The organism is Halarchaeum sp. P4, from assembly GCF_051195175.1.
Lineage (GTDB): Archaea > Halobacteriota > Halobacteria > Halobacteriales > Halobacteriaceae > Halarchaeum.
The window spans coordinates 241,201-266,656 of record NZ_JBNTKC010000003.1 but is presented as its reverse complement, the minus strand read 5'-3'; the positions used below and the strand labels follow the sequence as shown (position 1 = coordinate 266,656).

At 68.2% G+C, this 25,456-nt stretch carries 22 protein-coding genes; 7 read left to right on the top strand and 15 right to left on the bottom strand.

Annotation, left to right across the window (positions count from 1 at the left end; translation table 11 throughout):
* Positions 1 to 23 precede the first annotated feature (23 nt).
* From ACQUS8_RS12360 to ACQUS8_RS12330, 7 genes are all read right to left on the bottom strand, one after another.
* On the bottom strand, positions 24 to 2,693 hold the full coding sequence (locus ACQUS8_RS12360) for a PAS domain S-box protein (protein ID WP_435101480.1): 2,670 nt from the start codon (positions 2,691 to 2,693) through the stop codon (positions 24 to 26).
* Positions 2,694 to 2,855: 162 nt separating this feature from the next.
* Complete coding sequence (locus ACQUS8_RS12355; RefSeq protein ID WP_435101478.1) at positions 2,856 to 3,740, bottom strand: hypothetical protein; 885 nt, start codon at positions 3,738 to 3,740, stop codon at positions 2,856 to 2,858.
* 306 nt (positions 3,741 to 4,046) lie between these two features.
* Positions 4,047 to 5,111, bottom strand: coding sequence for a sensor histidine kinase (locus ACQUS8_RS12350; RefSeq protein ID WP_435101476.1), 1,065 nt, complete (start codon positions 5,109 to 5,111; stop codon positions 4,047 to 4,049).
* 314 nt (positions 5,112 to 5,425) lie between these two features.
* A complete protein-coding gene (locus tag ACQUS8_RS12345; protein ID WP_435101474.1) occupies positions 5,426 to 6,328 on the bottom strand; it encodes a hypothetical protein in 903 nt (300 codons plus the stop codon).
* An 82-nt stretch (positions 6,329 to 6,410) separates the two neighbouring features.
* On the bottom strand, positions 6,411 to 7,457 hold the full coding sequence (locus ACQUS8_RS12340) for an ATP-binding protein (RefSeq protein ID WP_435101472.1): 1,047 nt from the start codon (positions 7,455 to 7,457) through the stop codon (positions 6,411 to 6,413).
* Positions 7,458 to 7,729: 272 nt separating this feature from the next.
* Entirely contained in the window at positions 7,730 to 8,722 is a 993-nt protein-coding gene (locus tag ACQUS8_RS12335) for a PhoU domain-containing protein (RefSeq protein WP_435101470.1), read from the bottom strand.
* Between the two features lie 122 nt (positions 8,723 to 8,844).
* The gene (locus ACQUS8_RS12330; protein WP_435101468.1) at positions 8,845 to 10,140 is read right to left on the bottom strand and encodes a hypothetical protein; all 1,296 of its coding nucleotides are present in this window, start codon (positions 10,138 to 10,140) and stop codon (positions 8,845 to 8,847) included.
* 149 nt (positions 10,141 to 10,289) lie between these two features.
* Here ACQUS8_RS12330 and ACQUS8_RS12325 point away from each other — a divergent pair, with 149 nt between their 5' ends.
* The 3 genes from ACQUS8_RS12325 to melA all read left to right on the top strand — a co-directional run bounded on the left by ACQUS8_RS12325 (position 10,290) and on the right by melA (position 13,681).
* Positions 10,290 to 10,727: a hypothetical protein gene (locus ACQUS8_RS12325; protein ID WP_435101466.1), complete on the top strand. Its 438-nt coding sequence runs from the start codon at positions 10,290 to 10,292 to the stop codon at positions 10,725 to 10,727.
* Between the two features lie 285 nt (positions 10,728 to 11,012).
* Complete coding sequence (gene dgoD / locus ACQUS8_RS12320) at positions 11,013 to 12,164, top strand: galactonate dehydratase (protein WP_435101464.1); 1,152 nt, start codon at positions 11,013 to 11,015, stop codon at positions 12,162 to 12,164.
* A 188-nt stretch (positions 12,165 to 12,352) separates the two neighbouring features.
* Entirely contained in the window at positions 12,353 to 13,681 is a 1,329-nt protein-coding gene (gene melA / locus ACQUS8_RS12315; RefSeq protein WP_435101462.1) for an alpha-galactosidase, read from the top strand.
* Between the two features lie 27 nt (positions 13,682 to 13,708).
* On the opposite strand, the gene ACQUS8_RS12310 is transcribed toward melA, so the two are convergent.
* The 8 genes from ACQUS8_RS12310 to ACQUS8_RS12275 form a co-directional block, all read right to left on the bottom strand.
* Positions 13,709 to 15,292: an aldehyde dehydrogenase family protein gene (locus ACQUS8_RS12310; RefSeq protein ID WP_435101460.1), complete on the bottom strand. Its 1,584-nt coding sequence runs from the start codon at positions 15,290 to 15,292 to the stop codon at positions 13,709 to 13,711.
* A gap of 222 nt (positions 15,293 to 15,514) precedes the next feature.
* Positions 15,515 to 16,207: an urease accessory protein UreF gene (locus ACQUS8_RS12305; RefSeq protein WP_435101458.1), complete on the bottom strand. Its 693-nt coding sequence runs from the start codon at positions 16,205 to 16,207 to the stop codon at positions 15,515 to 15,517.
* On the bottom strand, positions 16,204 to 16,845 hold the full coding sequence (locus ACQUS8_RS12300) for an urease accessory protein UreE (protein WP_435101456.1): 642 nt from the start codon (positions 16,843 to 16,845) through the stop codon (positions 16,204 to 16,206). Before ACQUS8_RS12300 ends, ACQUS8_RS12305 begins: the two co-directional genes overlap by 4 nt.
* A gap of 3 nt (positions 16,846 to 16,848) precedes the next feature.
* A complete protein-coding gene (locus ACQUS8_RS12295; protein WP_435101454.1) occupies positions 16,849 to 17,829 on the bottom strand; it encodes an urease accessory protein UreD in 981 nt (326 codons plus the stop codon).
* Positions 17,830 to 18,459, bottom strand: coding sequence for an urease accessory protein UreG (gene ureG, locus ACQUS8_RS12290; RefSeq protein WP_435101452.1), 630 nt, complete (start codon positions 18,457 to 18,459; stop codon positions 17,830 to 17,832). It abuts the gene before it with no gap.
* Positions 18,456 to 18,794 carry an urease subunit gamma gene (locus ACQUS8_RS12285; protein WP_435101450.1) on the bottom strand — a complete coding sequence of 113 codons (339 nt, stop codon included), beginning with the start codon at positions 18,792 to 18,794 and terminating at the stop codon, positions 18,456 to 18,458. Before ACQUS8_RS12285 ends, ureG begins: the two co-directional genes overlap by 4 nt.
* The gene (gene ureC, locus ACQUS8_RS12280; RefSeq protein WP_435101448.1) at positions 18,791 to 20,491 is read right to left on the bottom strand and encodes an urease subunit alpha; all 1,701 of its coding nucleotides are present in this window, start codon (positions 20,489 to 20,491) and stop codon (positions 18,791 to 18,793) included. The genes ACQUS8_RS12285 and ureC overlap by 4 nt, the downstream gene beginning before the upstream one ends.
* Positions 20,488 to 20,886 (bottom strand): urease subunit beta, encoded by a 399-nt coding sequence (locus ACQUS8_RS12275; RefSeq protein WP_435101446.1) that lies wholly within the window; start codon positions 20,884 to 20,886, stop codon positions 20,488 to 20,490. Before ACQUS8_RS12275 ends, ureC begins: the two co-directional genes overlap by 4 nt.
* Positions 20,887 to 21,369: 483 nt before the next feature.
* Between ACQUS8_RS12275 and ACQUS8_RS12270 the strand changes: the two genes are divergently transcribed.
* Genes ACQUS8_RS12270 through ACQUS8_RS12255 form a run of 4 tightly spaced genes read left to right on the top strand, consistent with a single transcriptional unit; the run spans position 21,370 to position 25,455 of the window.
* Positions 21,370 to 22,641: an urea ABC transporter substrate-binding protein gene (locus ACQUS8_RS12270; protein WP_435101444.1), complete on the top strand. Its 1,272-nt coding sequence runs from the start codon at positions 21,370 to 21,372 to the stop codon at positions 22,639 to 22,641.
* The gene (gene urtB / locus ACQUS8_RS12265) at positions 22,638 to 23,567 is read left to right on the top strand and encodes an urea ABC transporter, permease protein UrtB (RefSeq protein ID WP_435101442.1); all 930 of its coding nucleotides are present in this window, start codon (positions 22,638 to 22,640) and stop codon (positions 23,565 to 23,567) included. The genes ACQUS8_RS12270 and urtB overlap by 4 nt, the downstream gene beginning before the upstream one ends.
* Before the next feature lie 2 nt (positions 23,568 to 23,569).
* Positions 23,570 to 24,658: an ABC transporter permease subunit gene (locus ACQUS8_RS12260; RefSeq protein ID WP_435101441.1), complete on the top strand. Its 1,089-nt coding sequence runs from the start codon at positions 23,570 to 23,572 to the stop codon at positions 24,656 to 24,658.
* The gene (locus tag ACQUS8_RS12255) at positions 24,655 to 25,455 is read left to right on the top strand and encodes an ABC transporter ATP-binding protein (protein ID WP_435101439.1); all 801 of its coding nucleotides are present in this window, start codon (positions 24,655 to 24,657) and stop codon (positions 25,453 to 25,455) included. The genes ACQUS8_RS12260 and ACQUS8_RS12255 overlap by 4 nt, the downstream gene beginning before the upstream one ends.
* Position 25,456: the final 1 nt, after the last annotated feature.

Genomic DNA, 25,456 nt, shown 5'->3' with positions numbered 1-25,456 from the left:
GGCGATACGGCTCTCGTCCGTGTCTAGTCGAGGACGTCGCCGTCGACGTGAACCTCGAAGCGGGCGCCGCCGGCGTCGGACTCCGTCACCGTAATCGTCCACCCGTGAGCGTCGACGATTTCTGCGACGATGGCCAGCCCGAACCCCACGCCGTCGTCGCGCGTCGAATAGCCCGGGTCGAAGACGTATTCGCGCTGGTCCTCGGGGATGCCCGGGCCGTCGTCGGCGACGTAAAACCCGGTGCCGTCCTCGAGCGTGCCGACGGTGACCGTCACGTCCGCGCCGCCGTGCTCGATGGCGTTCCGAAAGAGGTTCTCGAAGACGTGGCGGAGTCGGTCGGCGTCGCCGCTGACCGTGCAGCCGCCGTCGACCTCGAGGATGGCGTCGCCTGACTCGACACGCTCCCAGCAGCGGCGCGCGAGCGCCGCCACTTCGACGGGTTCGCGCTCGCCGATGGTCCGGCCCTGTCGCGCCAGCGTCAACGTCTCCTCGATGATTTCGTCCATGCGTTCGAGCGCGTCGTCGATTCGCTCGACGTGCTCGTTGTCGGCCGAGTCCTCCAGGAACCCGAGGTAGCCCGTGGCGACGTTGAGCGGTGTGCGGAGGTCGTGCGAGACGATGCTCGTGAACGCGTCGAGCCGGGCGTTCTGGCGCTCCAGTTCCTCGCGGCGCTCGCGCAGTTGTTCCTCGCGGGCGGCGCGCGCGAGCGCCGCCTCGACGGTGCGCGCGAAGAGCCGTGCGAGCCACAGTTCCTCGTCGCCGAACGACGCCGGCTCGCACGCGCCGATGGCCAGCACGCCGTGCGAGCCGAGCGGGAGGATGAGTTCGCTCTCGAGCGGCGTCTCCTCGTTGTAGCGTCCCGGGGCCGTCGAGAGGTCGTCGTAGACGGCGGCCTCGCCGGACTCGAAGACGCCCCACGCGAGGCTGTCGTCGCCCGAATACGTGGGGATGCCGTCCAGCACCTCGTGTGCGGCGTCAGTCGACGCCACCGGCCGGAGGACGTCCGCGTCCTCGTCGTAGAGCCAGAGGCTGTTTATCGGGCGGCCGAGGATGGTGCGCGCCGTCTCGACGGCGTGCTCGGCGACCGTCTGCCGGTCGGGCGCGTCCATCAGCGTCTGCGTGGACTCGTAGAGCGACTTGAGCGTCTCCTCCCGGTGTTTCTGGGTGGAGATGTCCCGGTTGATGGCCATGAAGCGCGGCGGGCCGTCGAGGTCCAACCGAATCAGGTGCACCTCGATGGGGAAGGTCGAGCCGTCGTGGCGTTCGAGGCGGCTCTTGAACCGCCGGCGTTCGCCGGGCTCGAGTTCCGCGAAGGTCTCGCGGACGGTATCCGGGGTGACGTCCGGGTCGGTCTCCCAGACGCCGGTGCCGAGGAGGTCCGCCTCCGTGTAGCCGAGTTGGGTGCGGCACTGCTGGTTGACCGCGAGCCGTCGCCCCTCGGCGTCGAGCACCTCGACCATGTCGGGTGAGTTCTCGAAGAGCGCCTCCAGCCGCGCGATGGTGGCTTCGAGGTTCTCCTCGCGCTCGTAGCGCTCGGTGACGTCCTGCTGGAAGCCGACGAAGTGCGTGACGTCGCCGGTGTCGTTCTCGACGGGCGCGACGCTGACGCGGTTCCAGAACTCGGTGCCGTCCTTCCGGTAGTTGCGGAGTTCGACGGTGGCCTCCTCCTCGGCGTCGATTGCCTCGCGGAGGTCGGCGACAGTGTCGGCGTCGGTCCGCTCGCCCTGCAGGAAGCGACAGTTTCGCCCGATGATCTCCGCCTCGTCGTAGCCGGTCAACTCCTCGAAGCGCTCGTTCGCGTAGACGATCGGATTGTCCTCCCGGCCCGGGTCAGTGATGACGACGCCGATGGGGGCGGCCTCGACTGCGGGGAGCGTCATCTCGAGTTCGCGTTCGCCCGCGTAGATGTCCGAGACGTCCCGCACCGTGCAGATGAGGTCGCCACGGTCGGTGATTGCGACGACGTGGTCCTCGAGGAAGGTGGTGCCGTCCGCGCGGACACCGGTCGTGAGTCCCTGCCAGTAGCCCTCCCGTTGCGCCGTCGGCAGTATCTCCTCGCGGACGAACGACTCGTCCGACTCGAGGTAGGTGCACGTCCAGTGGCGCCCGCAGAGTTCGTCGGGCGTGTAGCCGTAGAGGTCGGCGTACGTCTCGTTCACGTAGATGTACTCGCCGTCGGCGTCGAGGATGCTGATGCCTTCCCGGGCGGTCTCGATGGCGGTGAGGTAGCGGGCGCGGTGGCGTCGCATCCGCGCCGTCGTCGTGGCGTTCCGGATGCGGTTCGCGAGTATCGCGTACTGCTCGGTGCCGCTGGTCTTCTGCAGGTAGTCGGTGACGCCGCGCGAAATCGCCTCGCTCGCGATTTCCTCGCTTCCCTTTCCGGTCAGGAGGATGAACGGGAGCGTCGGCGCGACCTCGCGGACGGCCTCGAGGAGTTCGAGGCCGTCGAGCGTCGGCATGTCGTAGTCGCTGACGAGACAGTCGACGTCCTCGGGCGCGCTCCGGACGCGTTCGAGCGCTGCCTCCGGGTCGGTCTCGATGGCGATTTCGAAGCGGTCGTCTTCGCGGGTGAGGTGGGTGGCGACGAGGTCGGCGTACGCCGGGTCGTCGTCGACGTGGAGGACGCGAATCGGCCCCGACGGCGTGCGTTCGGCGACCGACGAGTGTGGTGTCTCTGATAGTGAGCGTGGCATGGAAACCCCCTCCTGGCGGTGTGGTTCTCCCCCGCCGTGTCGCTCACACTGTTGTCGCCCTCGACAGATAGGTGTTCGGCTAATTCAGGTGATAGCTCCGCGGCGCGCCGGAACACACTCTTCACGAGGCACGAGAACGCGGCTGCCGCGCCCGCCGCGGCGCTACGCGGACCGGCGTCGGCGGACGACGTCCCAACACCGTCGAAGGAGGGACTCGCAGGCGCCCACGGCGAGCACGAGGGCGAGCGGGCCGAACCACGCGCCGAAGTAGAGCGCGTGCGGGTCGTCGACGCTCGCGGTGAACTCGGCGCGTGCGTCGAGGAGGACGAAGGCCGTCAGGAGCGCCATCGGCGCGACGAGATGGCGTCTGAGGAGCACGTAGATGGGGACGGCGGCGAGGGCGACCATCCCGACGGCGCTGACCGCGTACAGCGTTCCGGGGGGTCCCCACGTCGCATTGAGGCCGAGGCGGAGCGCGAACCACACCATGACGGCCGCGTGGAGGAAGCCGCCGACTGCGGCGACGCCGGCGGCCGGCCGTCGAGCGACGGGCGGCGAGAGCCACCGTGGCGTGTTCGGCGGGGTGGGGAGGCGGCGCCAGCGCGTTCGGCAGGTTGCCTCGAGGAGTCCGGCGAAGAGGAACCCGAGCGTCCAGACCGACGCGTTCACCATGTAGCGAACGACGTACAGACCGTTCTCGACGACGAGCGTCCCGGTGGGGTCGCGGAGTCCTTCGAGTTCTGCGACGTCGCGAAAGGTCGGCCCGGGTGCGAGGAGTTCCATCCCGAGGACGTACCCGGTGGTCAGCGCGAGCGCGAGGACGGGCACGAGGAGGCGGAACCGGCCCGCGAGCCAGACGGGGAGCGCGGCGACGACGACGAGGCCGCCGTACCGCCAGAGCAGACCGAGCGGCGAGTACGCGCTCGGGCCGACCGGATAGCCGAGGTGGAGCGCGACTGCGAGCAGGAGCACCGCGTGCAACCCGCCGACGAGCAGACTCGCGACGGCCACGCGACGCGTGGGCCAGTCGGGTATCGTCCGTGCCATGAAGTATGAGGCTCGTGACTTGTTATGTCCCTGTGTATACGACCGCTATGTACGACTACCGAGTACGGCGTTCCCACTCGGAGAGTACTGAAGGCGTGCTCCCGAGGGTGCGCTTCGGTGAGAGGGGAGGATCTCGGGAGCGGCGGCCTCGGAGTGCTGTAACACTCCACTATCCTATATGTACTACAGCCAATAAGTCTTTGTGGTGGTCGCGACGTCGAGTGATGCCTACCGTTGTCGCCCCGCGTCCGCGCTGTCACGGCGTCCGACGCGGAGTGCGCTCTCCGTGCCCGGATGCCGGCGCGTTCAGAACCAGCGCTCGCGCGACGTCGCCGGGAGCGTGATTCGAACGAGCGTCCCCGAGGACGTTCCCGCCAACTCGATGTGGCCGTCCGACTTGCGAACGATCCAGTAGATCAACCAGAGCCCCAACCCTTCGGGATGGGTGAGTGACGTCTCCTCGCCGAGCGTAATCGCGCCGCTGTCGCTCTGCGGAATCCCCTTACCGGTGTCCGCGATCTCGATGGTCGCCGTGTCGCCGTCGTGCTCGACGCGAACCGACAGCGAGACGTCCGGTTCGTTGTGTTCGACCGCGTTCGTCAACGCCTCCTGTACCGCCGTCGGGAGCGCCGGGTGAGCGTCGACCCGACACTCCTCCGGCGTGTCGACCGAGACGTCCGTCTCCGGGTACTCCGTCCGGAACGTGGCCACCTCCTCGCGAACGACCGTCGTGAGGTCGAACTCGCGGGTCGTCTCCACCTCCCAGATGGAGATGATTCGCTGTCCGCGCTCGCCGACCTGATTGAGGTCCTCGAGGCGGTCCCGAATGATCTGAATCGCCTCACCCCTCTCGATGTCCTCCTCGTTTTCCAGTCGGTCGAGGTAGCCGAGCGCGACGGTGAGGTCGTTGCGCAGGTTGTGCCGGAGGATGCGCTGATTGATGCGCAGCAGCGTCGCCAACTCCCGTGCCTGCGTGAGCTGCTCGTCCGACTCGATGGCGTAGACGCCCACCCGCGAACCGACTGCCGCCCCGAGCACGCTTGCGAACGAGAGCAGGAAGGAGAGGTCGACGGGGTCGCCCTCAAGGTACCACGCCGTCCAGACGGCGAACGCGAGCGCGGCGAACGCGCCCGCAACCCCGACACTCAAGTAGACTGCGCGCTGCCCGCCCGCCTCCGAGATCGCCCGTGACGGGAGACGATAGCCGGTGTAGAGTACGATCGTCGACAGCCCGCCGATCAGCACCGCTTCGAAGGTCGTCCCGATGCCTTCGCCCTCGGTCAGCAGGTGGACGACGGCGACGCCGAGGCAGAGACTGCCGAGCGCGTAGAACCCACCCTTCGCGGCCCCCTCTCGGAGCGTGCCTGCCACACATTGAGTATGCGGCCAGGCGCGTATATGCGTTTGCCGTGATTTGGGGGCGCAACAGCCGCTCCACCGAACATTCTCGGCCAGAGACACGACGCCGGTTCTCCCGTTCGTCTCACCGCTGTCGGTACTCGAAGCGAAGGAGGGGGGAGGGGAACCGGTGGGGGGTCGCCGGTTCGGGATGAAGTTCCAGTCCGGCCGTCTCGACCGGGGTGACGGTGTCGACACCGGATCGGAACAGTCTGTTCGAGTGGGAGATATACCACAAAAGTACACCCTAAACTTCTAGGAGGTGTCGGCGACGGCCGCTGCGCGCACTACTCGTCGGTGAAGCCACCGTAGCTGAGCTCGGCCCAGTAGACCTGGCCGTCGTACTCGACGACCCACTCGCCGGAGCCGTGCTCGCGGTGGACGGCGGAGTGGTTCCGGAAGCGGTTCAGCACGGTGCGGAACGCCGCGTCGTCCGTGTCCGTCGCGTAGTAGGTGCCGTTCCGCGCCTCCGTGACGACCGACCGCTCGGCGTCGGAGAGCCCCGTGAGCGTGAACAGGTGGTCGGCCTTGAGGGCGCGCGCGTACGCCTCGGGGCTCTCGGCGACCTGCCGCGTCTCGTAGCGATAGGTCGTCAACTCGACCGAGCGAACCTCGTCGATGCGGAGCCGGTAGCGCTCGCCCTCGTAGGCGAGGACGTACGTCGTTCCGGCGTCGAAGTCGAACGTCGAGTTCGCCCGCTGGGCGTCCGTGTACGTCACGCTCGCGCCGACGTCGTATCCCTCAGTCTGTCGCTCACCCGGTAGCAGAAGGCTTTCGAGCGCCCGCCTGTCGACGGACGGGAGGTCGGCGTAGGCGAGCGTCGAGCCGCTGTGGTTCGCCGGGTCGTAGTCGACCGTGACGTCGACGGCCGTCGCCTCTCGCTGGGCGACGGCCTCGTGAGTGAGGGTGTAGTAGTTGCCGTCGTACTCGAAGGGGTAGTCGCTCTCGACGCGCGGCGAGCGCGATTCGGCGGTGACGGACCCGTTCACGATGGCGCGCGTGACGACGGACGGCGGCCCGTCGGGCGAGTCCGACGCGTTCGCGGAGAGCGGCGGCGCGTCGTGACTCGCCTCCTCGGCGAGCGCCGTGTCGTTCACGGCCGTCAACTCGAGGCTGCCGGCGCTAGAGCACCCGCCCAGCATCGCGAGGACGGCGAGCGCGCCGAGCGCGAGGACCAATCGGTGGCGCATACTGATGCGTTCCCGAACGCGTGGTGTATGTTTTGTGCCGGGCGCCACCGGAGGTGAGACGCTTCCACGACCGGCCGCCGCCTCACGTTCGCGACGCCGACGCGAGTTCGAGCGTGATGTCGCTTCCGCCGTCGGCGCGCTCCTCGTACGTGACGGCGCCGTTGTAGGCGGTGGTGATCCAGCGGACGAGCCAGAGGCCGAGGCCGTTCCCGTGGTCGAGCGGCGTGAGTTCGACCTCGCCGGTGAGGAGGCGGTGCTCCTGCTCGGGGAGGCCGGGGCCGTCGTCGCTCACCGTCAGCGCGACTGTCTCGTCAGTCTGCGTGGCGTGAATTCGGACACTCGGGGTCCGGGCGTCGGTGTGGCGGATGGCGTTGTCCACGAGGGCGGCAATCGCGCGGTCGAGGTGCCCGCCGGAGCGAACAGGAGGGACGTCGCCGAGTTCGACGGTGACGTCGGCGTAGTCGACGAGCGCGACGTCCTCGAGTGCGGACTGCACTGCGTCGTCGAGCGCGGCGGGTTCGAGGTCCGGGTCGGCGTCCAGCACGCGCTCGATGTCGCGGGCTTCCTCGGTCATGCGCTCGAGGGCGAGGGTGCTCGTACGAATGTCGCGGGCGGCGTCCGCGAGGTCGGGGTCGTCGACGGCGTCGAGGAGGTATTCCGCCCGTTCGAGGAGCGTGTCGACTTCCGCCGAGAGGTTGTAGCGGAGCACGCGGTTCAGGACGGCGAGTTCGCGCTCACGCCGGATTTCGTCCGTGAGGTCGGTATAGAGCGCGAATCCGCGGTCGCCGCCGTCGTGGGGGATGCCGCGATAGAGGAGGGTCTTGAGGCCGTCCTCGGTGAGCCGGTCGACGATGGCGTAGTTCCGCTTGCCCGCGGCGGTGCGTCGGTCGAAGCGGTTGCTCTCGGTCACCCGCTTGCTCGGCACGATGAGGTCGTTCAGCGACGATCCGACGGCCTCCTCGGGGGTGACGCCGAACATCTCGCAGAAGGACTCGTTGACGAGCGCGACGATCGGGTCCTCGTCGCGGAGTTCGAACTCTACCACCGCGTCCTGTACGTTCTCGAAGAGGTAGCGGAACTGCTCGGCGTTAACCGGCGCTCCGACGGTCTGTGACTCGTCTCGTTTCACTCCCGACTGCTCCGAATCCCTGCGTGATAGGATTTCCCATACGACAGACAAAGGAGACTATTACAATATGTATGCACTCAGATACCGAGAATAGGATCTGAAATATTTTCATATTTGGATATATTTTGGCTATACAGACACCTTTGGCTTCCTGTCGGTGGGGCTCGTGTCCCGCATCCATCTCGAAGGCCACCATCGTCGCCGCCGTCGACGCGGCACCCTCCCACGGCCGGCCATACGCGGCGTTCGGCTTCGGCGTGCTCTCGGCCGTCTCACCAGTGGCGGTGGCGATAGTGGCGCTGGACGGCGATGTCCGCGATGTTCGCGCCGTACTCGGCCGAGCGACGGATGCTGTCAAGGACGAGCCCGCAGGTGTGTGCCTCTTGAGGGTCCGCCCAGTCGTAGAGCGCGCGCCGGTGGTCGTCGATGTCGGCGACGAGTGCCTCGCAGTCCGCGACGGCGTCGTAGGCGGCGTTGACCGGGTCGTCGGAGAGGACGACGTCCGTCGCGGCGTCCCGGACGTCGCGGGCCCGCCGGTCGAGGGCGGGGAGGGCGCTCGCGAAGTCGTTGGGTGCCTCGACGTCCGCCGAGAGCGCGGCGATCTTCTCGGCGTGGTCGCCGACGCGTTCGAGGTGGCGCGCGACCCGGTAGTGTTCGAACAGCCCCGGGCGGTCGTGGCCGAGACGCTGGACTTCGCCGACGGCGCCGAGCGAGCGCCTGAGACAGCGCGTGAGGAGCGCGTGGAGCTTGTCGGCCTCGTCGTCGCGTGCCGCCACCTCGGCGGCGAGTTCGCGGTCGTTCTCGACGACGGCCGTGACCGCGTCCCGCTGCATCGCGTCGACGACGAGTTCGAGGCGGACGACGCTCTTGCGGACCGAGACGTGGTCGGCGGACATGACGCTCTGGACGGTGAGCGTGTCCCCGTCGCGCTCGACGACCTCCATGCCGACGAGGAGTCGGGTCGTCTCGCGGGCGGCGCGGACGCAGGCGTCACTTCCCAACTGGAGCGTGAGTCGGTCGAACCCGAGCACGTAGAGTGCGTGCACGGCGACGCGGACCTCGTCCGGGCCGTATCCGGCGACGTCCGTCGCGGCCGTGAGTCGGTCGCGGTCGTCGGTCGTCGCCCGTACGACGAGGGTGCCGTCGTCACGTGGCCGGAGCGACAGGTGGTCGCCGGCGTCGATGTCGTGTTCGTTCGCCCACGGCTTCGGGAGCGATACCGTGTAGGTGGTCCCGCCGGACAACTGGACCTTCCGCGTCTCCATACCGATGCGGGTTCCGCGGGCGGCGGGTAAGCGTCTGCTATGTGGCGTCCGAACCACTCTATAGCTCTCCGTGCCGGTCCGGTGTCTCGGGCCACCTCGACTGTTGAGAATCCAGGCGGCCCTCAGTCCTCGCGGACGAGTCGGTCGAGGACGTCGAGTTCGTCGCTCAGGTCCCCGCCTGAGCTCTCACCGGGCAGGATGTCGCCGAGTGCCGCGCCGAAGGAGGCGACCGTCCAGACGACGCTGATGCGGGCGAGCGCGACCGACGGGTTCGCCCAGTCGTCGACGCGGCCCCACATCGTCATCAGCGCCGCCGCCGTCAGGAAGGAGACGAGCGCGATGCCCACCAGTCGCGGCGGAACGAATCCGAAGAGCGGCTGTGTCGGGCGAACGTCCTGCGGGCCCGCCCAGTAGACGAGCATCGCGATCATCACCACGACGAACGCCGCGTTCGCGAGGTAGAAGACGGGGAACTCCCCGAGTCGGAACGAGAGGAAGTACGCCGCGACGTCGAAGACGCCGTCCTCGACGAGGAAGGGCACCGAGAAGAAGATGCTGCCGACGAACGCCTCGGCGACGTCGCGCCCGGTGTACTTCCGAATCTGGTCGCCGAGTCCGGTGTCGAGCGCCGTCGAGACCGTCCGGTCGCGGATGCGCTCGATGGCCCGCCGGTCCGCCGGTTTCTCGACGGCCGCGACCAGTTCGTCGAACTGTTCGTTGAGCGACTGGAGCAATTCCTCGTCGGAGAGGTCGTCGGCGGACGCCAGCACGCCCGTGATTCGCTCGGAGACGCCGTGCCCCGACTCGTCGTCGCTCGTCAGCGGCGGCGCGTCGTGTCCCTCGGAGATGATGTCGCCGAGCGCCGCGCCGAGCGAGCCGACGGTCCAGATGATGTTGATGCGGGCGAGTGCTTCAGTCGGGGGCTGCCAGTCGCCGACGCGCCCCCAGACGGTCATCAGGATGGTTGCGACGAGGAACGAGACGGCGAGGATGACGACGACGCGGACCGGCACGACGTTGAAGAACGGCTCCGCCTCCTCCCGGGCCCGGCCCGTCCACTCGACCAGCGCGTAGGTCATGAGCACGACGAACAGCGTGTTCGCGACGAGGAAGACCGGAATCCCGCCGAGCGTGAACTGGAAGAGGTAGTCCGCGATGTCGAAGACGCCGTCCTCGACGAGGAGCGGGGAGGCGACGATGACGCTGCCGACGAACGCCTCGACGACGTCGACGAACTGGAACCGGCGGACGCCGGAGTCGATGAGGCCGCGCTTACTCGCCGCCGCAACGAGTCCTTGCGTCTCCTCAAGTTCGTCCCTCGCCGTCGCGTCGAGCTCCGACTCCAGCTCGGCGAGGTCGGTGATGAGGGTGTCCGCGTCCGCCTCGTCGGGGTCGGTGACGGTCGGGTCCGGCTCCATGCTTTCGGACGCTCTACTCTCGGCCCCTTCCTCAATGTGGTGGGTGTACAGCGCCACCGGCTCGGCCGGACCGAACGTTCGGTCCGCCTCGGTCAAACCCGTGTGTGGGTGTACACAAAGCGTTTAGCCGTCTCGCTCGACGGAACACTGTGGACACTCGCTCGCGCCGTGACCGACTGCTGACTGCCGGCGGTGCGCTCGCTATCCCGGTCGGGACGTCTCTCCCGTGGGTTCGACTGAACCCGACGCTCCCGCCGGACGCGGAGATACCGACCCTCCGTCTCGCCGGGGCGAGCCCGGGAATTGAGGCGTTCGACGTCGCCCTCCTCGGTCTCGTCGCGCTCGTCCTCCTCGTCGGTGCGGGCACACGGCCCCGACTCCGGTTCGTCGTCACCGTCGCGGCGGGCGTCGGCACCGTGTCGCTCTGCGCGTTCTTCCTCTCGACCTCGTCGCTCGTCGGGTTCACCGCGACGTTCGTTCCGGCGCTCGGCTGGTACCTCACCGTTCTCGGCGGCGCCCTGTTCGCGGTCACGGGCGGACGACACCTGCTGTCGATGCTGCGGTCCCGAACGGCACTGACGGCCTGAGTCGCGTGTCGATCCGGCCCGTGCACGCCAAGCCCGGTGCAGCCGCTCTGAATCGACCCAGTAGGAACTCAACCAGCAGGTATTGCCCCGTAAACATAAACCTACGCCCCGCTCCGCGACGCGTCGTCGGAATCGTGATTCCCTCACCCGGTACGGGTGCCCTTGGCGACTGTCGCGGCGAAGATGTCCTCGGCCAACCGCCCTACTGACAGTCGTGCGTCGCCGGCGCGCCGTCCGGCCTTCAGCATCATCAACGCTTAAGCGGTCCGTGTTTGAAACGCCGCCATGGAAATCGTCGACTACGAGCTGTTCGAGGTACCGCCGCGCTGGCTCTTCCTGAAGGTGGAGACGGACGACGGGACCGTCGGGTGGGGCGAACCCGTCGTCGAGGGGCGCGCGAAGACGGTACGGACGGCCGTCGAGGAGCTAATGGACACCTACCTCCTCGGGAAGGACCCGGCGCGCATCGCCGACCACTGGGAGACGATGTATCGCGGCGGCTTCTACCGGGGTGGCCCCGTGCTGATGAGCGCCATCGCGGGCATCGACCAGGCGCTCTGGGACATCAAGGGCAAACAGTACGACGCGCCCGTCCACGAGCTGCTCGGCGGGAAAGTCCGCGATAGGGTACGCGTCTACCAGTGGATCGGCGGCGACCGCCCTGCGGAGGTCGGGGAGGCCGCGAAGGAGAAGGTCGAGGCGGGCTTCACGGCGCTGAAGATGAACGGCACCGCGGAGATGGAGCGCATCGACAGTCCGGCGGCCGTCCAGCAAGCCGTCGACCGACTCGCGGAAGTCCGTGACGCCGTGGGTGACGAGGTGGACATCGGCGTCGACTTCCACGGCCGGGTCTCCAAGACGATGGCGAAGCGTCTCGGGCGCGAACTCGAACCCTACGAGCCGTTCTTCATCGAGGAGCCGGTGCTCCCCGAGCACAACGACGCCCTCCCGGACATCGCACAGACGACGACCGTCCCGATTGCGACCGGCGAGCGGATGTTCTCGCGGTGGGACTTCAAGGAGGTCTTCGAGCAGGGCGTCGTCGACCTCATCCAGCCCGACCTCTCGCACGCTGGGGGCATCAGCGAAGTGAAGAAAATCGCCGACATGGCCGAGGCCTACGACGTCGCGATGGCGCCCCACTGTCCGCTCGGCCCCATCGCGCTCGCCTCCTGCATCCAGGTCGACGCCACCTCGCACGCGGCGCTCATCCAAGAGCAGAGTCTCGACATCCACTACAACGAGACGAGCGACGTCCTCGACTACCTCGAGGACCCCTCCGTCTTCGACTACGAGGACGGCTACGTCGACATCCCCGAGGGCCCGGGGCTCGGCGTCGACATCGACGAAGACCACGTCCGCGAGATGGCCGAACAGGACGTCGACTGGCACAACCCAGTCTGGCGCCACGACGACGGCAGCGTCGCCGAGTGGTGACTGGCTGCGGACCGCGGCGGCTGTCCGTCCACGCGGGCGAAACTGGGGTTGTCACAGTCTTTACGGGTGTATGCTCGTAATCGGGTGACTGGTTCTGCGGACGCCCGCCGTCGCGGGTTTCGGCTTCCGCGCCCACCTCTCGAAACGTACATGAAAGTATTTAACAGAGTCGTGGGTGAGGGCGTACCATGGCCAAGATCGCGTTCATCGGCGCCGGGAGCGTGACGTTCTCGCGGAACCTCCTCGGCGACATCCTCTCGTATCCCGAACTCACGGACAGCGAAATCGTCCTGGTCGACATCGACGCCGACGCGCTCGAGCGGACCGAGACCGTCGCGCGGGCGATGGTCGAGGAGCACGGCTTCGACGCGACGGTCGAGGCGACGACCGACCGGCGCGAGGCGCTCGGGGGCGCCGACTACGTCCTGAACATGATCGGCGTCGGGGGCGACGAGCCGTTCGAGAACGAAGTCGAGATTCCGCGTGAGTACGGCGTCGAGCAGGCCGTCGGCGACACGCTCGGCCCCGGCGGGGTCTTCCGCGCGATGCGCACGCTCCCCGCGATGCTCGACATCGCGCGCGACATGGAGGACGTCTGCCCGGACGCGCTCCTCCTCAACTACACGAATCCGATGGCGATTCTCTGCTGGGCGCTCGACGAAGCCACTGATATCGACGTCGTCGGCCTCTGCCACAGCGTCCAGCATACCTCCGAGGCCATCGCGCACTACGCGGGCGTCGACGCCGACGCTCTCGACTACTGGGTGGCGGGCATCAACCACATGGCGTGGTTCCTCGAGGCCGAAGTCGACGGCGAGAGCGTCTATCCCGCGCTCCACGAGGCCGCCGACGACGAGGAGACCTACGTCGCCGACCCGGTGCGCTTCGAACTCATGGAGCACTTCGGCTACTTCGTCACCGAGTCCAGCCACCACCTCAGCGAGTACGTCCCCTACTTCCGCACGGACCCCGAGGTTATCGATGACCTCACACCCCCTGAGGAGTACGAGGAGGGGCCGGGCGGCATCACGTCCTCGTGGATGCCTACGGGCGAATATCTCGAGTTCTATCGCGGGATGAAGGAGTGGCAGGCCGAGCAGGACCCCGAGGACGTCGACCTCGAGGTGTCTCGCTCCGAGGAGTACGCCGCACAGATCATCCACTCGGTGGAGACGGACACCCGCCGGCGCGTGAACGTCAACGTCCGGAACGACACGGACGCAATTACCAACCTCCGGTCGAACGCCTGCGTCGAGGTGCCCTGCGTCGTCGACGCGACGGGCGTCCACCCGTGTTCGGTCGGCGACCTCCCTGCGCAGCTCGCGGCGCTGATTCGCACGAACCTCAACGTCCAAGAACAGGCCGTGCAAGCGGGCCTGAATCGTGACGAGGACGCGCTCCGCCGAGCGGTGAAACTCGACCCGCTCGCCGGCGCGGCCTGCACCCTCGAGGAAATCGATGCGATGGTCGATGACCTGCTCGCGGCGAACGCCGCCTACCTCCCCGACTTCGACTGAGCGACGGCGGCACGCGAGAGCGGCCCGCTATTCGACGCGGGTCTGCGTCTGCTCGCGCATGAACTGCTGGAGGTACCAGTAGCCGCCCGCGAACTTCCCGGTGGTGCCGGAGTGCTTCCAGCCGCCGAACGGCTGGGCCTGGACGAGCGCGCCCGTCGTCGCGCTCTGTGAGCGGTTCGCGTAGCACATCCCGGACTCGATTTCGTCGAACCAGCGCTCGACCTCGGCGTCGTCCTCGGAGAAAATGCCCGCACAGAGGCCGTACTCGGAGTCATTCGACTTCCGGATGCCCTCTTCGAGGTCGGCGATGGGGTGAATCGTGACGAACGGGAGGAAGTGCTCGTCGCGCGCGAGGTCGTGCTCGTGGGGGACGTCGGTGACGACGGTCGGCTCGACGAAGCGCCCGTCGGCGAAGTCGCCTTCCGTCCGGACCGCGCCGCCGGTCAGGACGGTGCCGTCGGACGCGGCGCGCTCGGTGATGGACTCGTAGCGTTCGAGCGCGGCGTCGCTGATGACGGGCGAGACGAACGTCTCGCGATCCGTCGCGTGCCCGACGGTCAGCTCTTCCGTCCGCTCGACGAGCTTCTCCGTGAACTCCGCCTCGACGTCCTCGTGGACGTAGACGCGGGAGGTCGCCGAGCACTTCTGGCCGCTGAAGGAGAACGCGCCCTTCATGACGCCCTCGACGGCGGCGTCGACGTCCGCGGCGTCGCTGACGATGACGGGGTTCTTCCCGCCGAGTTCGGCGATGACGGGGCCCTGTTTGTCCTGCTCGAAGAACGTCCGCTGGATGGACTCGCCGACTTTCCGCGACCCCGTGAAGACGACGCCGTCGACGTCCTCGTGCTCGACGAGCGGCTGGCCGGCGTTCGGGCCGTCGCCGGTCACGAAGTTCAGCACGCCGTCCGGGAGGCCGGCGTCCTGCATGATTTCCATGCACTTCTCGGCGATGAGCGGCGTGGACTCGGCGGGTTTGGCGACGACGGCGTTCCCGGTGATGAGCGCGCCGGCGGTCATGCCGACGAAGATGGCCATCGGGAAGTTGAACGGTGCGATAACGCCGAAGACGCCGTACGGCCGCAGGAGGTTGCGGGTGTGCTCGCCGGGCGTCGGCTCGCCGGTGTCGAAGTCGTAGCCGTCCGCGCGCTCGAACTCGCGGCTGTAGAACTCGAGGAAGTCGATGGCCTCGTCGACGTCCGCCATCGCCTCCGTCCGGTTCTTGCCGTTTTCGAGGGAGATGGTGGCGGCGAGTTCGAACTTCCGCTCGCGCATCTCGGCGGCGGCGTCGCGGAAGATTTCGACGCGCTCGTCGACCCCGAGCGCCTCCCACTCGTCACTGACGGCGGTCGCCGCGTGCACGGCGTCGTCGATGTCGTCGGGGGTGCCCGCCGCGAACTCCCCGATGGTGCGCGTCTGGTCACCCGGCGAGGTCACCTCGAAGTGCTCGGCCGCCGCGACGCGCTCGCCGTCGATGTAGTGGTCGTGCGTCGCCCCCAGTTCCGCACGAACTGCCTCGACGGCGTCCTCGTAGGCCTCGTGGAACGCCTCGACGTCCCTGTCGGCCTCGTAGGAGTGATAGGTCAGCTCGTTCTCGAACTCTTTCGCTTGCATAGTTTCGTTGGGTTGTCGTATACTATTATAGATTCGGGCCCTCGGTGGGCCGAGGCGAGCGACGCCAGCCACTGAAGCCGCCTGTCTGCGGCTGTACGGCGGTATCTCTCCCGTCTCAATTTACATTGATACGCCAGTAATGTCTCTCCGAAATCCGACGGGACGCGGGGCTGGCGGGTCGACACATCGACGGACCGGACAGTCGGCTGCCGGCCGTGAGCGTTAGCTCACGAAGAGGCGGCGCTCGGCGCGCTCGTGCTCCATCGCGTGGACGTCGACGAGCGGCGCGAACGGTTCCATCCGGTCGAGCGGCCTGTCGGCGTTCGCGTCGATGACGTCGACGAGGACGTCCGCGAGGTCGTCAAGGAGGCGCTGGGCGGCGAGGTGCCCGAGGCTCAGGAGTCGCTGGGCGGCCCCGAGCATGTCGGTGAGGAAGGCGTGGCCGTGCAGGAGGCAGGCCTCGTCCGCGGGAATGCCGCGCTGCGACGCGACCAGGCCGAGTGCCACTGGATACATGCCGGGCGCCGCCGTCGTCGCGACGCGCTCCTCGTAGGCGGCGACGACGGGGTCGTCACTCGTCTCCGCCTCGACTTCGAGGAGGCGGCGGCCCGCTTTCGTCGCGCTCTCGCGGAACTCCGCGGGGAGCGTCCGCGTCAGGAGTGTCTCGTCGACGCGCTCGACGGTGTCGAGGTCGTCGCCGGCGGTGTGCGCCGCGCGGAGCGCGACCGACTCGCACGGCCCAAGTTGTCGCCGCAGGTAGGAGTCGAGGACGTCCCGAAGGTCGTCGGCGTCCTCGACGTGTCCGGACGCGACGAACTGCTCGAGGCCGTAGGAGACAGTGTTGCCACCCACTGGAAGGAAGGAGTCCGCGAGGCGGAACGCCGAGAGCGACGCGCGCGCATCGGCGGCCGTCACTCCGCGTCACCCCCTGGCATGCGGACGCCGCCCGGCGAACCGTGCGTGTGGCCGTCCTCGCCGTGGGTGTGCGTGTGCTCGTCACCGTGTGAGTGTGTATGGCCCTCGTCGCCGTGACTGTGCTCGTCCCCGGCGTCGCCGTGCGCGTGGTCGGGCGTGGCGTCGTCGAACAGCGTCGGGTCGACGCCCTCGACGCGGATCGTCGCGCCCGCGGGGAGGTGCGAGTCGATTTCCGCGCGGTGGCGCTCGACGTCCTCCTCGAGCGCGACGAGGACGTCGCTCCCGCGGACCGCGAGGTCGCGGTGGCGGTTCCCGACGACGTGCCCGAATTTCGCCGCGAGCGCGAGCGTCTCCGGGGTCGCCGTCGCATCACCGAGGTCGACGACGAGCGCGTCGCGGTCGGCGAGGCCGACGACGAGGAGTCCATCGTCGCCCGCGAAGACGTCGCCGGGTTCGAGGCTGCCCGCGTTCGTAGCGACGACGCCGACGTCGGTGCCGTCCGCCGTCTCGGTGCGGAAGCGCGAGCGCCGCCGCGTGGTCTCGTCGAGCGTCAGGCGTCTCGCGCCCTCGGTCTCGACGCGCGATGCGAGGCCGTCGTCCTCGGTCGTGTTCCCGAGATAGGTGTCGTAGAGCTCCATCAGTCAGTTCTTCCGGTGGTCGGGCGCGGGCGCGTCGAGGAGGGCGCGACTGGCCTCGTCCCACGCCGCGTGGAGGGCGGCGTGGACGTCGTTCGCCCGGTCGCCGAGCGCGCGGACGACGACGCCGCCATCGCGGGGGAGCGTGCTCGCGGCCGCGCGCCCCGCCTCCGCCGCGCTCCGGTCGTGCAGTCGGTCGCTCAACTCGTCGCAGTCCACGTCCCGCGTCGTCGCGAGGTACGCCGTCCCGAAGACCGCGTCGTCGTCGAGGACGCCCGCGGCGCGCGGGTCAGCGTGGGGGTCGCCCGGCGCGAGATGCGTTGTGTCGGCGAGGATGCGGCCGTCGGGGCCGTCGACGGTCGTGCGCGCGTAGTAGCGCTCGAAGTCGAAGCGCTCGCCGCGCGCGAGTCGGCCCGGCACGACGACGTCGGAGAGGAACGCGGTGGCGTCCTCGCCGAGCGTCACCGCCGTCTCCTGGCAGTAGCGCGCGTCCGGGTGGACGATGGTCTGCTCGGGGACGTACTCGAGGTGGGCGTCGTCGCCAACCTCGAAGGTCTGGTCGACGCGGGCGTAGTTCGCGTTCATCGAGAGCACTTTCGTCGCGCTCTGCGTGCTCACGTGTGCGAGCGACCCCGCTTCGGCGGTGACGTGCATCCGGTTCCGGTCGCCCTGCGCGACCCCGCCGGTCGGGCTCTGGACGTAGACGGTCGCCGCGTCCGGCCGGCCGCCGTCGTGGCCGAGCGTCCCGGAGAGGTGGAACGGGACGCGCGCGTAGTCCTCGACGAGGCGCGTCTGGCCGTCTCGGCCCCGCGCGAACGTCGCTTCGAGTTCGCCGACCTTCCCGGGCGACCCGACGGCGGTCTGTGCGAGCGACTCCTCGGCGTACGCCGCGAACTCCGGCGGGAGCGGGCGCTCGGTGGCGTCCGCGGGTCGGCTCTCTTCGCGGGCGGGCGCGTCGGCCGTCGGTGCCGGGCCGTCCGTCGCCATCTACGCGAACAGCACCTCGCTGCGCACGTGCTCGATGACGTCCTCGATGCCGTCCTCGGCCTTGCAGTCCGTGAAGACCGAGGGGCCGTCCCGGACGGCGGCGGCGTCGCGCTCGATTTTCTCGAGGTCGGCGCCGACGTGCGGCGCGAGGTCGGTCTTGTTCACGACGAGGAGGTCGCAGTCCACGACGCCGGGGCCGCGCTTCGCGGGGATGTCGTCGCCCTCGGCGACCGAGATGACGTAGAGCGAGTAGTCCGCGAGTTCGGGGTCAAAGGTCGCCGCGAGGTTGTCGCCGCCGCTCTCGACGATGACGAGGTCGAGCTCCGGGTGTTCGGCGACGAAGTCGTCGATCTGCCGGAGGTTCATCGACGGGTCCTCGCGGATGCCCGTGTGGGGGCACGCACCCGTCTCGACGCCCGCGACGAGGTCTTCGGGGACGACACCGGCGAAACGCTCGCGGAGGGCATCCGCGTCCGCCTGCGTCAGGATGTCGTTCGCAATGACGCCGACGTCGAGGCCGGCGTCGCGGAGGCGCGGGACGACCTCGCTGATGAGCGACGTCTTCCCGGAGCCGACGGGGCCGCCGATGCCGACGGTCGCGACGTCGCGGTGGGTGAGCCGCCCGCTCATTCGCCCTCACCCCCGATGTCGCGCGCGCTGTCGGAGCGGATCGGGTCGTGGACGGTGACGAGTTTCGTGCCGTCCGGGAACATCGGCTCGACCTGCACCATGTCGATCATTTCGGGGACGCCCTCCATGACGTCCTCGCGCCCGAGGAGGCCCGTTGCCTCCGCGCGGAGCGTCGCGACGCTCTTGCCCTCGCGCGCGCCCTCGAAGATCCAGTCGGAGATGTACGCGATGGACTCGGGGTGGTTCAGTTTGATGCCGCGCTCCTTCCGGTCGCGTGCGAGCTGTGCCGCCGCGTAGATCGTGAGCCGTTCGCGTTCCTTCGGTGTAAGGTTCATAGCATATAGCGCTGCGTGAGTGGCAGTTCCTCGGCCGGGTCGCAGGTGACGTGCTCGCCGTCGACCCGGACCTCGAACGTCTCGGGGTCGATTTCGATGTCGTCGGGGCAGGTGGTGTTGCGCACCATGTCGCTCTTGCCGACGGTGCGCGCGCCGGAGACGGCGACTGTCTCCTTCGTGAGGTCGTAGTCGTCGCCGACGCCACGCTCCGTCGCGGCGTTGCTGACGAACGCGAGCGAGAGGGCGTTCTTCGCGCTGCCCATCGCGCCGGCGCGCGGGCGCTGCATCTTCGGCTCGCAGGTCATCAGCGAGCCGTTCGCCTCGCCCATCTCACCGTAGACCGGGAAGCCGCCCTTGAACGTCACGAACGGCTTGACGCCGAAGGAGTCGGGCTCCCAGAGGACGAAGTCCGCCATCTTGCCGGGTTCGAGCGTGCCGACGTGGTCGTCGATGCCCGCGGCGATGGCGGGGTTGACGGTGTACTTCGCGAGATAGCGGAGGACGCGCTCGTTGTCGCCGGGGCCGTCGGCGTCGAGCGGGCCGCGCTGAGCCTTCATCTTGTGCGCGGTCTGCCACGTGCGCGAGACGAGTTCGGCCATTCGACCCATCGCCATCGCGTCCGTCGTCATCATCGAGATGGCGCCGGTGTCGTGGAGGACGTCCTCGGCGGCGATGGTTTCGGCGCGGATGCGTGACTCCGCGAACGCGACGTCCTCGGGGACGTCCGGGTTCAGGTGGTGACAGACCATCACCATGTCGAGGTGTTCGTCGAAGGTGTTCGTCGTGTACGGCATCGAGGGGTTCGTGGAGGACGGGAGGACGTTCGGGTCGCCGACGGCCTCCATGATGTCCGGGGCGTGCCCGCCGCCCGCGCCCTCGATATGGAAGAGGTGGACGGTGCGGCCGTCGACGGCGTCCATCGTGTTCTCCACGAACCCGGTCTCGTTGAGGGTGTCCGTGTGCATCGCCACCTGGACGTCCTCCTCCTCGGCGACGCTGAGACAGGTGTCGATGGCGCCCGGCATCGCGCCCCAGTCCTCGTGAATCTTCAGGCCACACGCGCCGGCTTCGACCTGCTCGTAGAGCGACTCCGGGCGGCTGCTGGAGCCCTTGCCGTAGTAGCCGACGTTCACCGGCCAGTCCTCGGCGGCGCGGAGGAACAGCTCGATGTTCCGCGGGCCGGCCGTCGTCGTCGTCGCGCCGCCGCCGTAGCCGCCACCGAGCATGGTCGTGATGCCCGCCGCAATCGCGTGCTCGGGGAGTTGTGCGGCGTTAAAGTGGACGTGGACGTCGATGGCGCCCGGTGTGAGAATCTTCCCCTCCGCCGGGTAGACGTCGGTGCCGGCGCCGACGACCATGTCGACGTCGTCCATCGTCTCCGGGTTGCCGGCGGACCCGATGCCGGCGATGCGGCCGTCCTTCACGCCGACGTCCGCGGTGACCACGCCCAGAACGGGGTCGAGGATGGTGGCGTTCGTGATGACCCAGTCGAGCGCGCCCTCCTCGTTCGTGACGCCGGGGGCCATCCCGAGGCCGTCGCGCAGCGTCTTCCCGCCGCCGAAGACGGCTTCGTCGCCCCGCGTCCGGTAGTCCTCCTCGACTTCGACGACGAGGTTGGTGTCGCCGAGGCGGACCTGCCCGCCGACGGTCGGGCCGTACAACTCGGTGTAGGCCTCGCGGGAGATGTCGCGGGTCACGACTCCTCCCCCTCCGTCGCGCCGGTGTCCTCGAACCCGGCCTCGCGCAGGCGCCGCAGCGCCTCGTCGGGTTCCCCGGTCGTGCTTCCGTCGACGATGCCGTTCATGCCGTGCGCGCGTTGCTTCCCGCCGAGCGCGACGAGGTCGACGTCCCGTTCGTCGCCGGGTTCGAAGCGGACGGCGGTGCCGGCGGGGATGTTCAGCCGCATCCCGAACGCCGCCGCGCGGTCGAACGCGAGCGCGCCGTTCGCCTCGAAGAAGTGGAAGTGCGAGCCGATCTGGACGGGCCGGTCGCCCGTGTTCGAGACGGTCACGGTCGCCGTCTCGCGGCCCTCGTTAATGGTGACGTCACCCTCGCCGGGGAAGACCTCCCCGGGGACGAGTCGCTCACTCATCTGCGCTCGCCCCGCGGTGGCACCCGAACCGTTCTGTTCACGAATTCAGTCATCTACCACTATATCTCTGTCTGGTTGCAATAGTATCTCGCACAATACCCAATACTTGCAACCGAACTGCGGAAATTGTTGAAACCTACGCAGTTCCCATCCGGCTGCGTGCGTCTCCCGTTCGTCTCTGTTCGGACGACCGGAAATAGAGTGGACGAGCGTCAATTCGTAGTGGGTTCGTATCCCCCTCAATCTCTCGTATAGACAGTTGTGTCTGTAAACCGTATGCGTCATATCTATTGAGTCCTTAAACACATTATCCCGAATTCTACAATGGTTATACGCGAATGGAAAGGTTTTTGGGTTAGAGCTGGATGTTCGGGAATGACGACAACACATGAACGCATGTCCACGTATTCGCGGATTTAGTGGCGCTGTCGAGATGCGCACACCCACCACTGGGGACGTTCGTCCGTCCGCGGGGTGTTCCGTATGACCGAAGAGGGCTCGCGCGTCTCGCGGCGTGCCTTCCTCGCCACCGGCGCCGCCGTCGGCGGGAGCGCGCTCGCCGGCTGTCTCACCGGCGGCGCGAGCGGCAAGGACACCGTCAAGCTCGGCATCATCGAGGACCGGTCCGGGAACTTCGCGCTCAACGGGACGCCGAAGTACCAGGCGAGCATGCTCGCCGTCGAGGAACTGAACGAGAACGGCGGCATCCTCGGGAAGGACGTCGAGACGTTCGCCCCCGACCCCCAATCCGACAACCAGCGCTACCAGCAGCTCACGCGCCAGGCCATCAACGAGGAGCACGTCGACGCCCTCTGGGCGGGCTACTCCTCTGCGACCCGCGAGACCATCCGCCCCATCATCGACCAGAACGAACAGCTCTACTTCTACACGACGCAGTACGAGGGCGGCGTCGCCGACTCCTACACGTTCTGCATGGGCGCGACGGCGCGCCAACAGCTCGGGAGCGTCTTCCCCTACATGGTCGAGAACTTCGGCAAAGACGTCTACACCATCGCCGCCGACTACAACTTCGGCCAGCTCTCCGCGGACTGGGTGCGCGTCCTCGCCGACGAGCACGGCGCGAACATCGTCGGCGAGGAGTTCATCCCGCTCTCCGTGACGGACTTCGGCTCCACCATCAACAACATCCAGAACGCCGACCCCGACTTCGTGATGGCGCTCCTCGTCGGCGCGAACCACACCTCCTTCTGGAACCAGCGCACCTCCGCCGGCCTCGACATCCCGATGGGGACCTCCACCGTGATGGCGCAGGGCTACCAGCACAAGCGCCTCGACGCGCCCGCGATGAAGGACGTCTACGGCGGCTTCAACTACATGGAGGAACTCCCGACGAAGCGCAACGAGGAGTTCGTCAGCCGCTTCTACGAGAAATACCCGGACGCGAAGTACATCAACGAGGAGGCGGTGAACAACTACTTCTCCATCAAGATGTACGCGAAGGCCGCCGAGGCCGTCGGCTCCACGAACCAGGCCGACATCATCGCGGAACTCGAGAAGGGCATGGACGTCTCCGCGCCCGAGGGCGACATCTCCCTGCAGGGGCCCGTCCACCACATGACGCACAACATGCGCGTCTTCCACTGCGACGAGAACCACAACATCTCCGTCAAGGCACAGGAGAAGATTCCCGAGCAGTTCCTCTCGGAGACCGTCGGCGTGAACCTCGCGAAGGAAGACATGACCAAACAGTTCGTCCCCGCGAACTACTTCGAGGAGGCCGACACGACGAAATGAACGCGCTCAGCCTCCTGTTCCAGTTCGCCGACAGTTTCGCGTTCATCGTGCTGTCGGCGGTCGGCCTCGCGGTCATCTTCGGGATGATGGGCGTCATCAACCTCGGCCACGGCGAGTTCATCATGATCGGCGCGTACGGCACGACACTCGCGTCGAACGCCGGCGCGCCCCTCCCGGTCGCGATGGGCGTCGGGATACTGCTCGCCGCGCTCCTCGGACTCGTCGTCGAGCGCACCGTCGTCTCCGGCGCCGCCATCAACTGGGTGACCGAGCGCACGCTCGGGACGTCCGTCGTCGAACCGCTCTACGGGCGCCTCCTCGACTCGATGGTCGCGACGTGGGCCATCGGCCTCATCCTCACGCAGGGCGTCCGCATCGTCTTCGGGAACTCCATCGCGCAGGTGGCGACGCCGTTCGGGAATATCTCCTACGGCACGTTCTCCTACTCGACCTACCGCGTGCTGCTCGCCGCCGTCGCGCTCCTCGTGCTCGTCGCCATCTACGTCGTCTTCACCCGCACCGAGTTCGGCGTCCGCGCCCGGGCGACGATTCAGGACGCCGACACCGCGCGCTCGCTGGGCGTCGACACCGACCGCATGTACACGACGACGTTCGTCATCGGCTCCGCGCTCGCCGGCCTCACCGGCGCGCTCTACGCGCCGACGCTCAGCGTCGTCCCCGGCATGGGGTCGTCCTTCCTCGTCGAGGCGTTCGTCGCCGTCGTCATCGGCGGCCCCTCCGTCCTGCTCGGGACGACGCTCTCCGGCGGGTTGCTCGGCGCCATCAACGCACTGTTCACTAACCTCTACGGGACGTTCATCGGCCAGATCGCGATGCTCGTGACGGCTGTCCTCGCAATCCGGGTGCTCTCCGGCGGCCTCACGGGGCTGGTCGATGACCTGCGGAACAGAATGGAGGGCGAGTGACGATGAGCATCGGAGACCGCTTCGACCGGCTCGTCGCGCCCTTCGAAGGCCCGAACACCTACGGGAACTCCCGGCTCTTCTGGGTCGGGTTCGCCGTCGTGCTCGTCGGCCTCTTCGGCTACCCCATCGGCTTCGGGAGCTACGCCGCCTCGAGCGCCGCCATCTACCTGCTCTACGCGATTCTCGCGCTCTCGCTCTCCGTCGTCTGGGGCTACACCGGCATCCTCAGCTTCGGGCAGGTGGTGTTCTTCGGCGTCGCCGGCTACACCTTCGGCGTCGTCAGCCTCAACCTCTCCAGCGCGCTGACGACGATGCTCGCGCTCCCGCTCTCCGTGGGACTCGCCACCGCCGCCGCGCTCGTCCTCGGCTACTTCATGTTCTACGGCGAAGTCCGGGACGTCTACGTCACCATCCTGACGCTCGTCGTCTCGCTCGTCCTCCACACCTTCATGGCTCAGACTGCGGGCAGCGAGTGGGCGGTCGGCTCCGTCCCGCTCGGCGGGTTCAACGGTATTCCCGCCATCCCGAACCTCACCTTCGGCGTCGGCGAGACCGCCGTCGTCCTCGACGGGATGGCGTTCTACTGGTTCACGCTCGTCGTCCTGCTCGCCGTCTACCTCGGCCTGCGCGCGCTCGTCAACGGCCGTTTCGGCTACGCGATGGTCGCCGCCCGGGAGGACGAGGACCGCACCGCGATGCTCGGCTACGACGTCCGGCGCATCAAACTCCTCGTCTTCGGCCTCGGCGGCGCGCTCGCCGGTCTCTCCGGCGTGCTCTACGCGTCGTGGGGGAACTACATCAGCCCGAGCGTCTTCGGCATCACCTTCGCGTCCATCCCGGTCATCTGGGTGACCGTCGGCGGGCGGCGCTCCCTGCTCGGCGCCGTCGTCGCGACGGTCGCCATCGAGTGGTTCCGCCAGCAGCTCTCCGTCACCGGGAGCCAGTACGCGATGGTCATCGTCGGCGCCGTCCTCCTTGTCGCCATCCTGTTCGTCCCCGAAGGCATCGTTCCGCGGGCCCGCGAGGCCATCGTCGCCCTCCGGGACCGCGCAGAAGCCACGACCGACACCGTGGAGGGAACCCCCGAATGACTACGACAGACACCGACAGCGCGGACGCATCGCACGTCGACGTCGCCGGCCGCCAGCCGCCCGCTGTCGACGCGACCGGCCCCGGTACCGAGACGCTCCTGCAGACCGACGGCCTCACGAAACGTTTCGGCGGCTTCACCGCTATCGACGGCGTCGACTTCGCGGTCGCGGAGGGCGAACTCCGCTGTCTCATCGGCCCGAACGGCGCCGGGAAGTCCACGCTCCTCAAGCTCATCACGGGCCGCCACGAGGCCACCGAGGGCGCCATCTACTACGACGGCGCGGACATCACCGACCTCCGGCCGAACGAGCGCGTCGACGCCGGTATCGGCATGAAGTTCCAGGTGCCGTCGGTGTTCGACGACCTCACCGCGTTCGAGAACATGCGCCTGCCCATCCAGCGCGTCCACGACGGCGACCTCGAGCCCGCCGTCGAGGCGGCGCTCGAGCGCGTCGACCTCGCCGACCGCGCGGAGACGCCCGCGGGCGACCTCTCGCACGGCGAGCAGGGCCGCCTCGAAATCGGCATGGCGGCCGCGCTCGAACCCGACCTCCTGCTCCTCGACGAGCCGGTCGCCGGCCTCTCCGTCGAGGAACGCGAGGAAGTCGCGGACCTCGTCACCGGCCTCAACGAGGACGGCATCGCGTTCGTCGTCATCGAGCACGACATCGACTTCGTCGCCGACATCGCCGACGACGTCACCGTCCTCCACCGTGGGCAGGTCTTCCGCGAGGGCGACATCGAGACGATTCGCGCCGACGACGAGGTGCGGCGCATCTACCTGGGGGGTGAGTGAG

Bases quoted from the DNA above. Each gene is read 5' to 3' on its own strand.
- ACQUS8_RS12360 (WP_435101480.1), bottom strand. From the start codon at position 2,693: ATGCCACGCTCACTATCAGAGACACCACACTCGTCGGTCGCCGAACGC.
- ACQUS8_RS12355 (WP_435101478.1), bottom strand. From the start codon at position 3,740: ATGGCACGGACGATACCCGACTGGCCCACGCGTCGCGTGGCCGTCGCG.
- ACQUS8_RS12345 (WP_435101474.1), bottom strand. From the start codon at position 6,328: ATGCGCCACCGATTGGTCCTCGCGCTCGGCGCGCTCGCCGTCCTCGCG.
- ACQUS8_RS12335 (WP_435101470.1), bottom strand. From the start codon at position 8,722: ATGGAGACGCGGAAGGTCCAGTTGTCCGGCGGGACCACCTACACGGTA.
- ACQUS8_RS12330 (WP_435101468.1), bottom strand. From the start codon at position 10,140: ATGGAGCCGGACCCGACCGTCACCGACCCCGACGAGGCGGACGCGGAC.
- dgoD (WP_435101464.1), top strand. From the start codon at position 11,013: ATGGAAATCGTCGACTACGAGCTGTTCGAGGTACCGCCGCGCTGGCTC.
- melA (WP_435101462.1), top strand. From the start codon at position 12,353: ATGGCCAAGATCGCGTTCATCGGCGCCGGGAGCGTGACGTTCTCGCGG.
- ACQUS8_RS12310 (WP_435101460.1), bottom strand. From the start codon at position 15,292: ATGCAAGCGAAAGAGTTCGAGAACGAGCTGACCTATCACTCCTACGAG.
- ACQUS8_RS12300 (WP_435101456.1), bottom strand. From the start codon at position 16,845: ATGGAGCTCTACGACACCTATCTCGGGAACACGACCGAGGACGACGGC.
- ACQUS8_RS12295 (WP_435101454.1), bottom strand. From the start codon at position 17,829: ATGGCGACGGACGGCCCGGCACCGACGGCCGACGCGCCCGCCCGCGAA.
- ureG (WP_435101452.1), bottom strand. From the start codon at position 18,459: ATGAGCGGGCGGCTCACCCACCGCGACGTCGCGACCGTCGGCATCGGC.
- ACQUS8_RS12285 (WP_435101450.1), bottom strand. From the start codon at position 18,794: ATGAACCTTACACCGAAGGAACGCGAACGGCTCACGATCTACGCGGCG.
- ACQUS8_RS12275 (WP_435101446.1), bottom strand. From the start codon at position 20,886: ATGAGTGAGCGACTCGTCCCCGGGGAGGTCTTCCCCGGCGAGGGTGAC.
- ACQUS8_RS12270 (WP_435101444.1), top strand. From the start codon at position 21,370: ATGACCGAAGAGGGCTCGCGCGTCTCGCGGCGTGCCTTCCTCGCCACC.
- urtB (WP_435101442.1), top strand. From the start codon at position 22,638: ATGAACGCGCTCAGCCTCCTGTTCCAGTTCGCCGACAGTTTCGCGTTC.
- ACQUS8_RS12260 (WP_435101441.1), top strand. From the start codon at position 23,570: ATGAGCATCGGAGACCGCTTCGACCGGCTCGTCGCGCCCTTCGAAGGC.
- ACQUS8_RS12255 (WP_435101439.1), top strand. From the start codon at position 24,655: ATGACTACGACAGACACCGACAGCGCGGACGCATCGCACGTCGACGTC.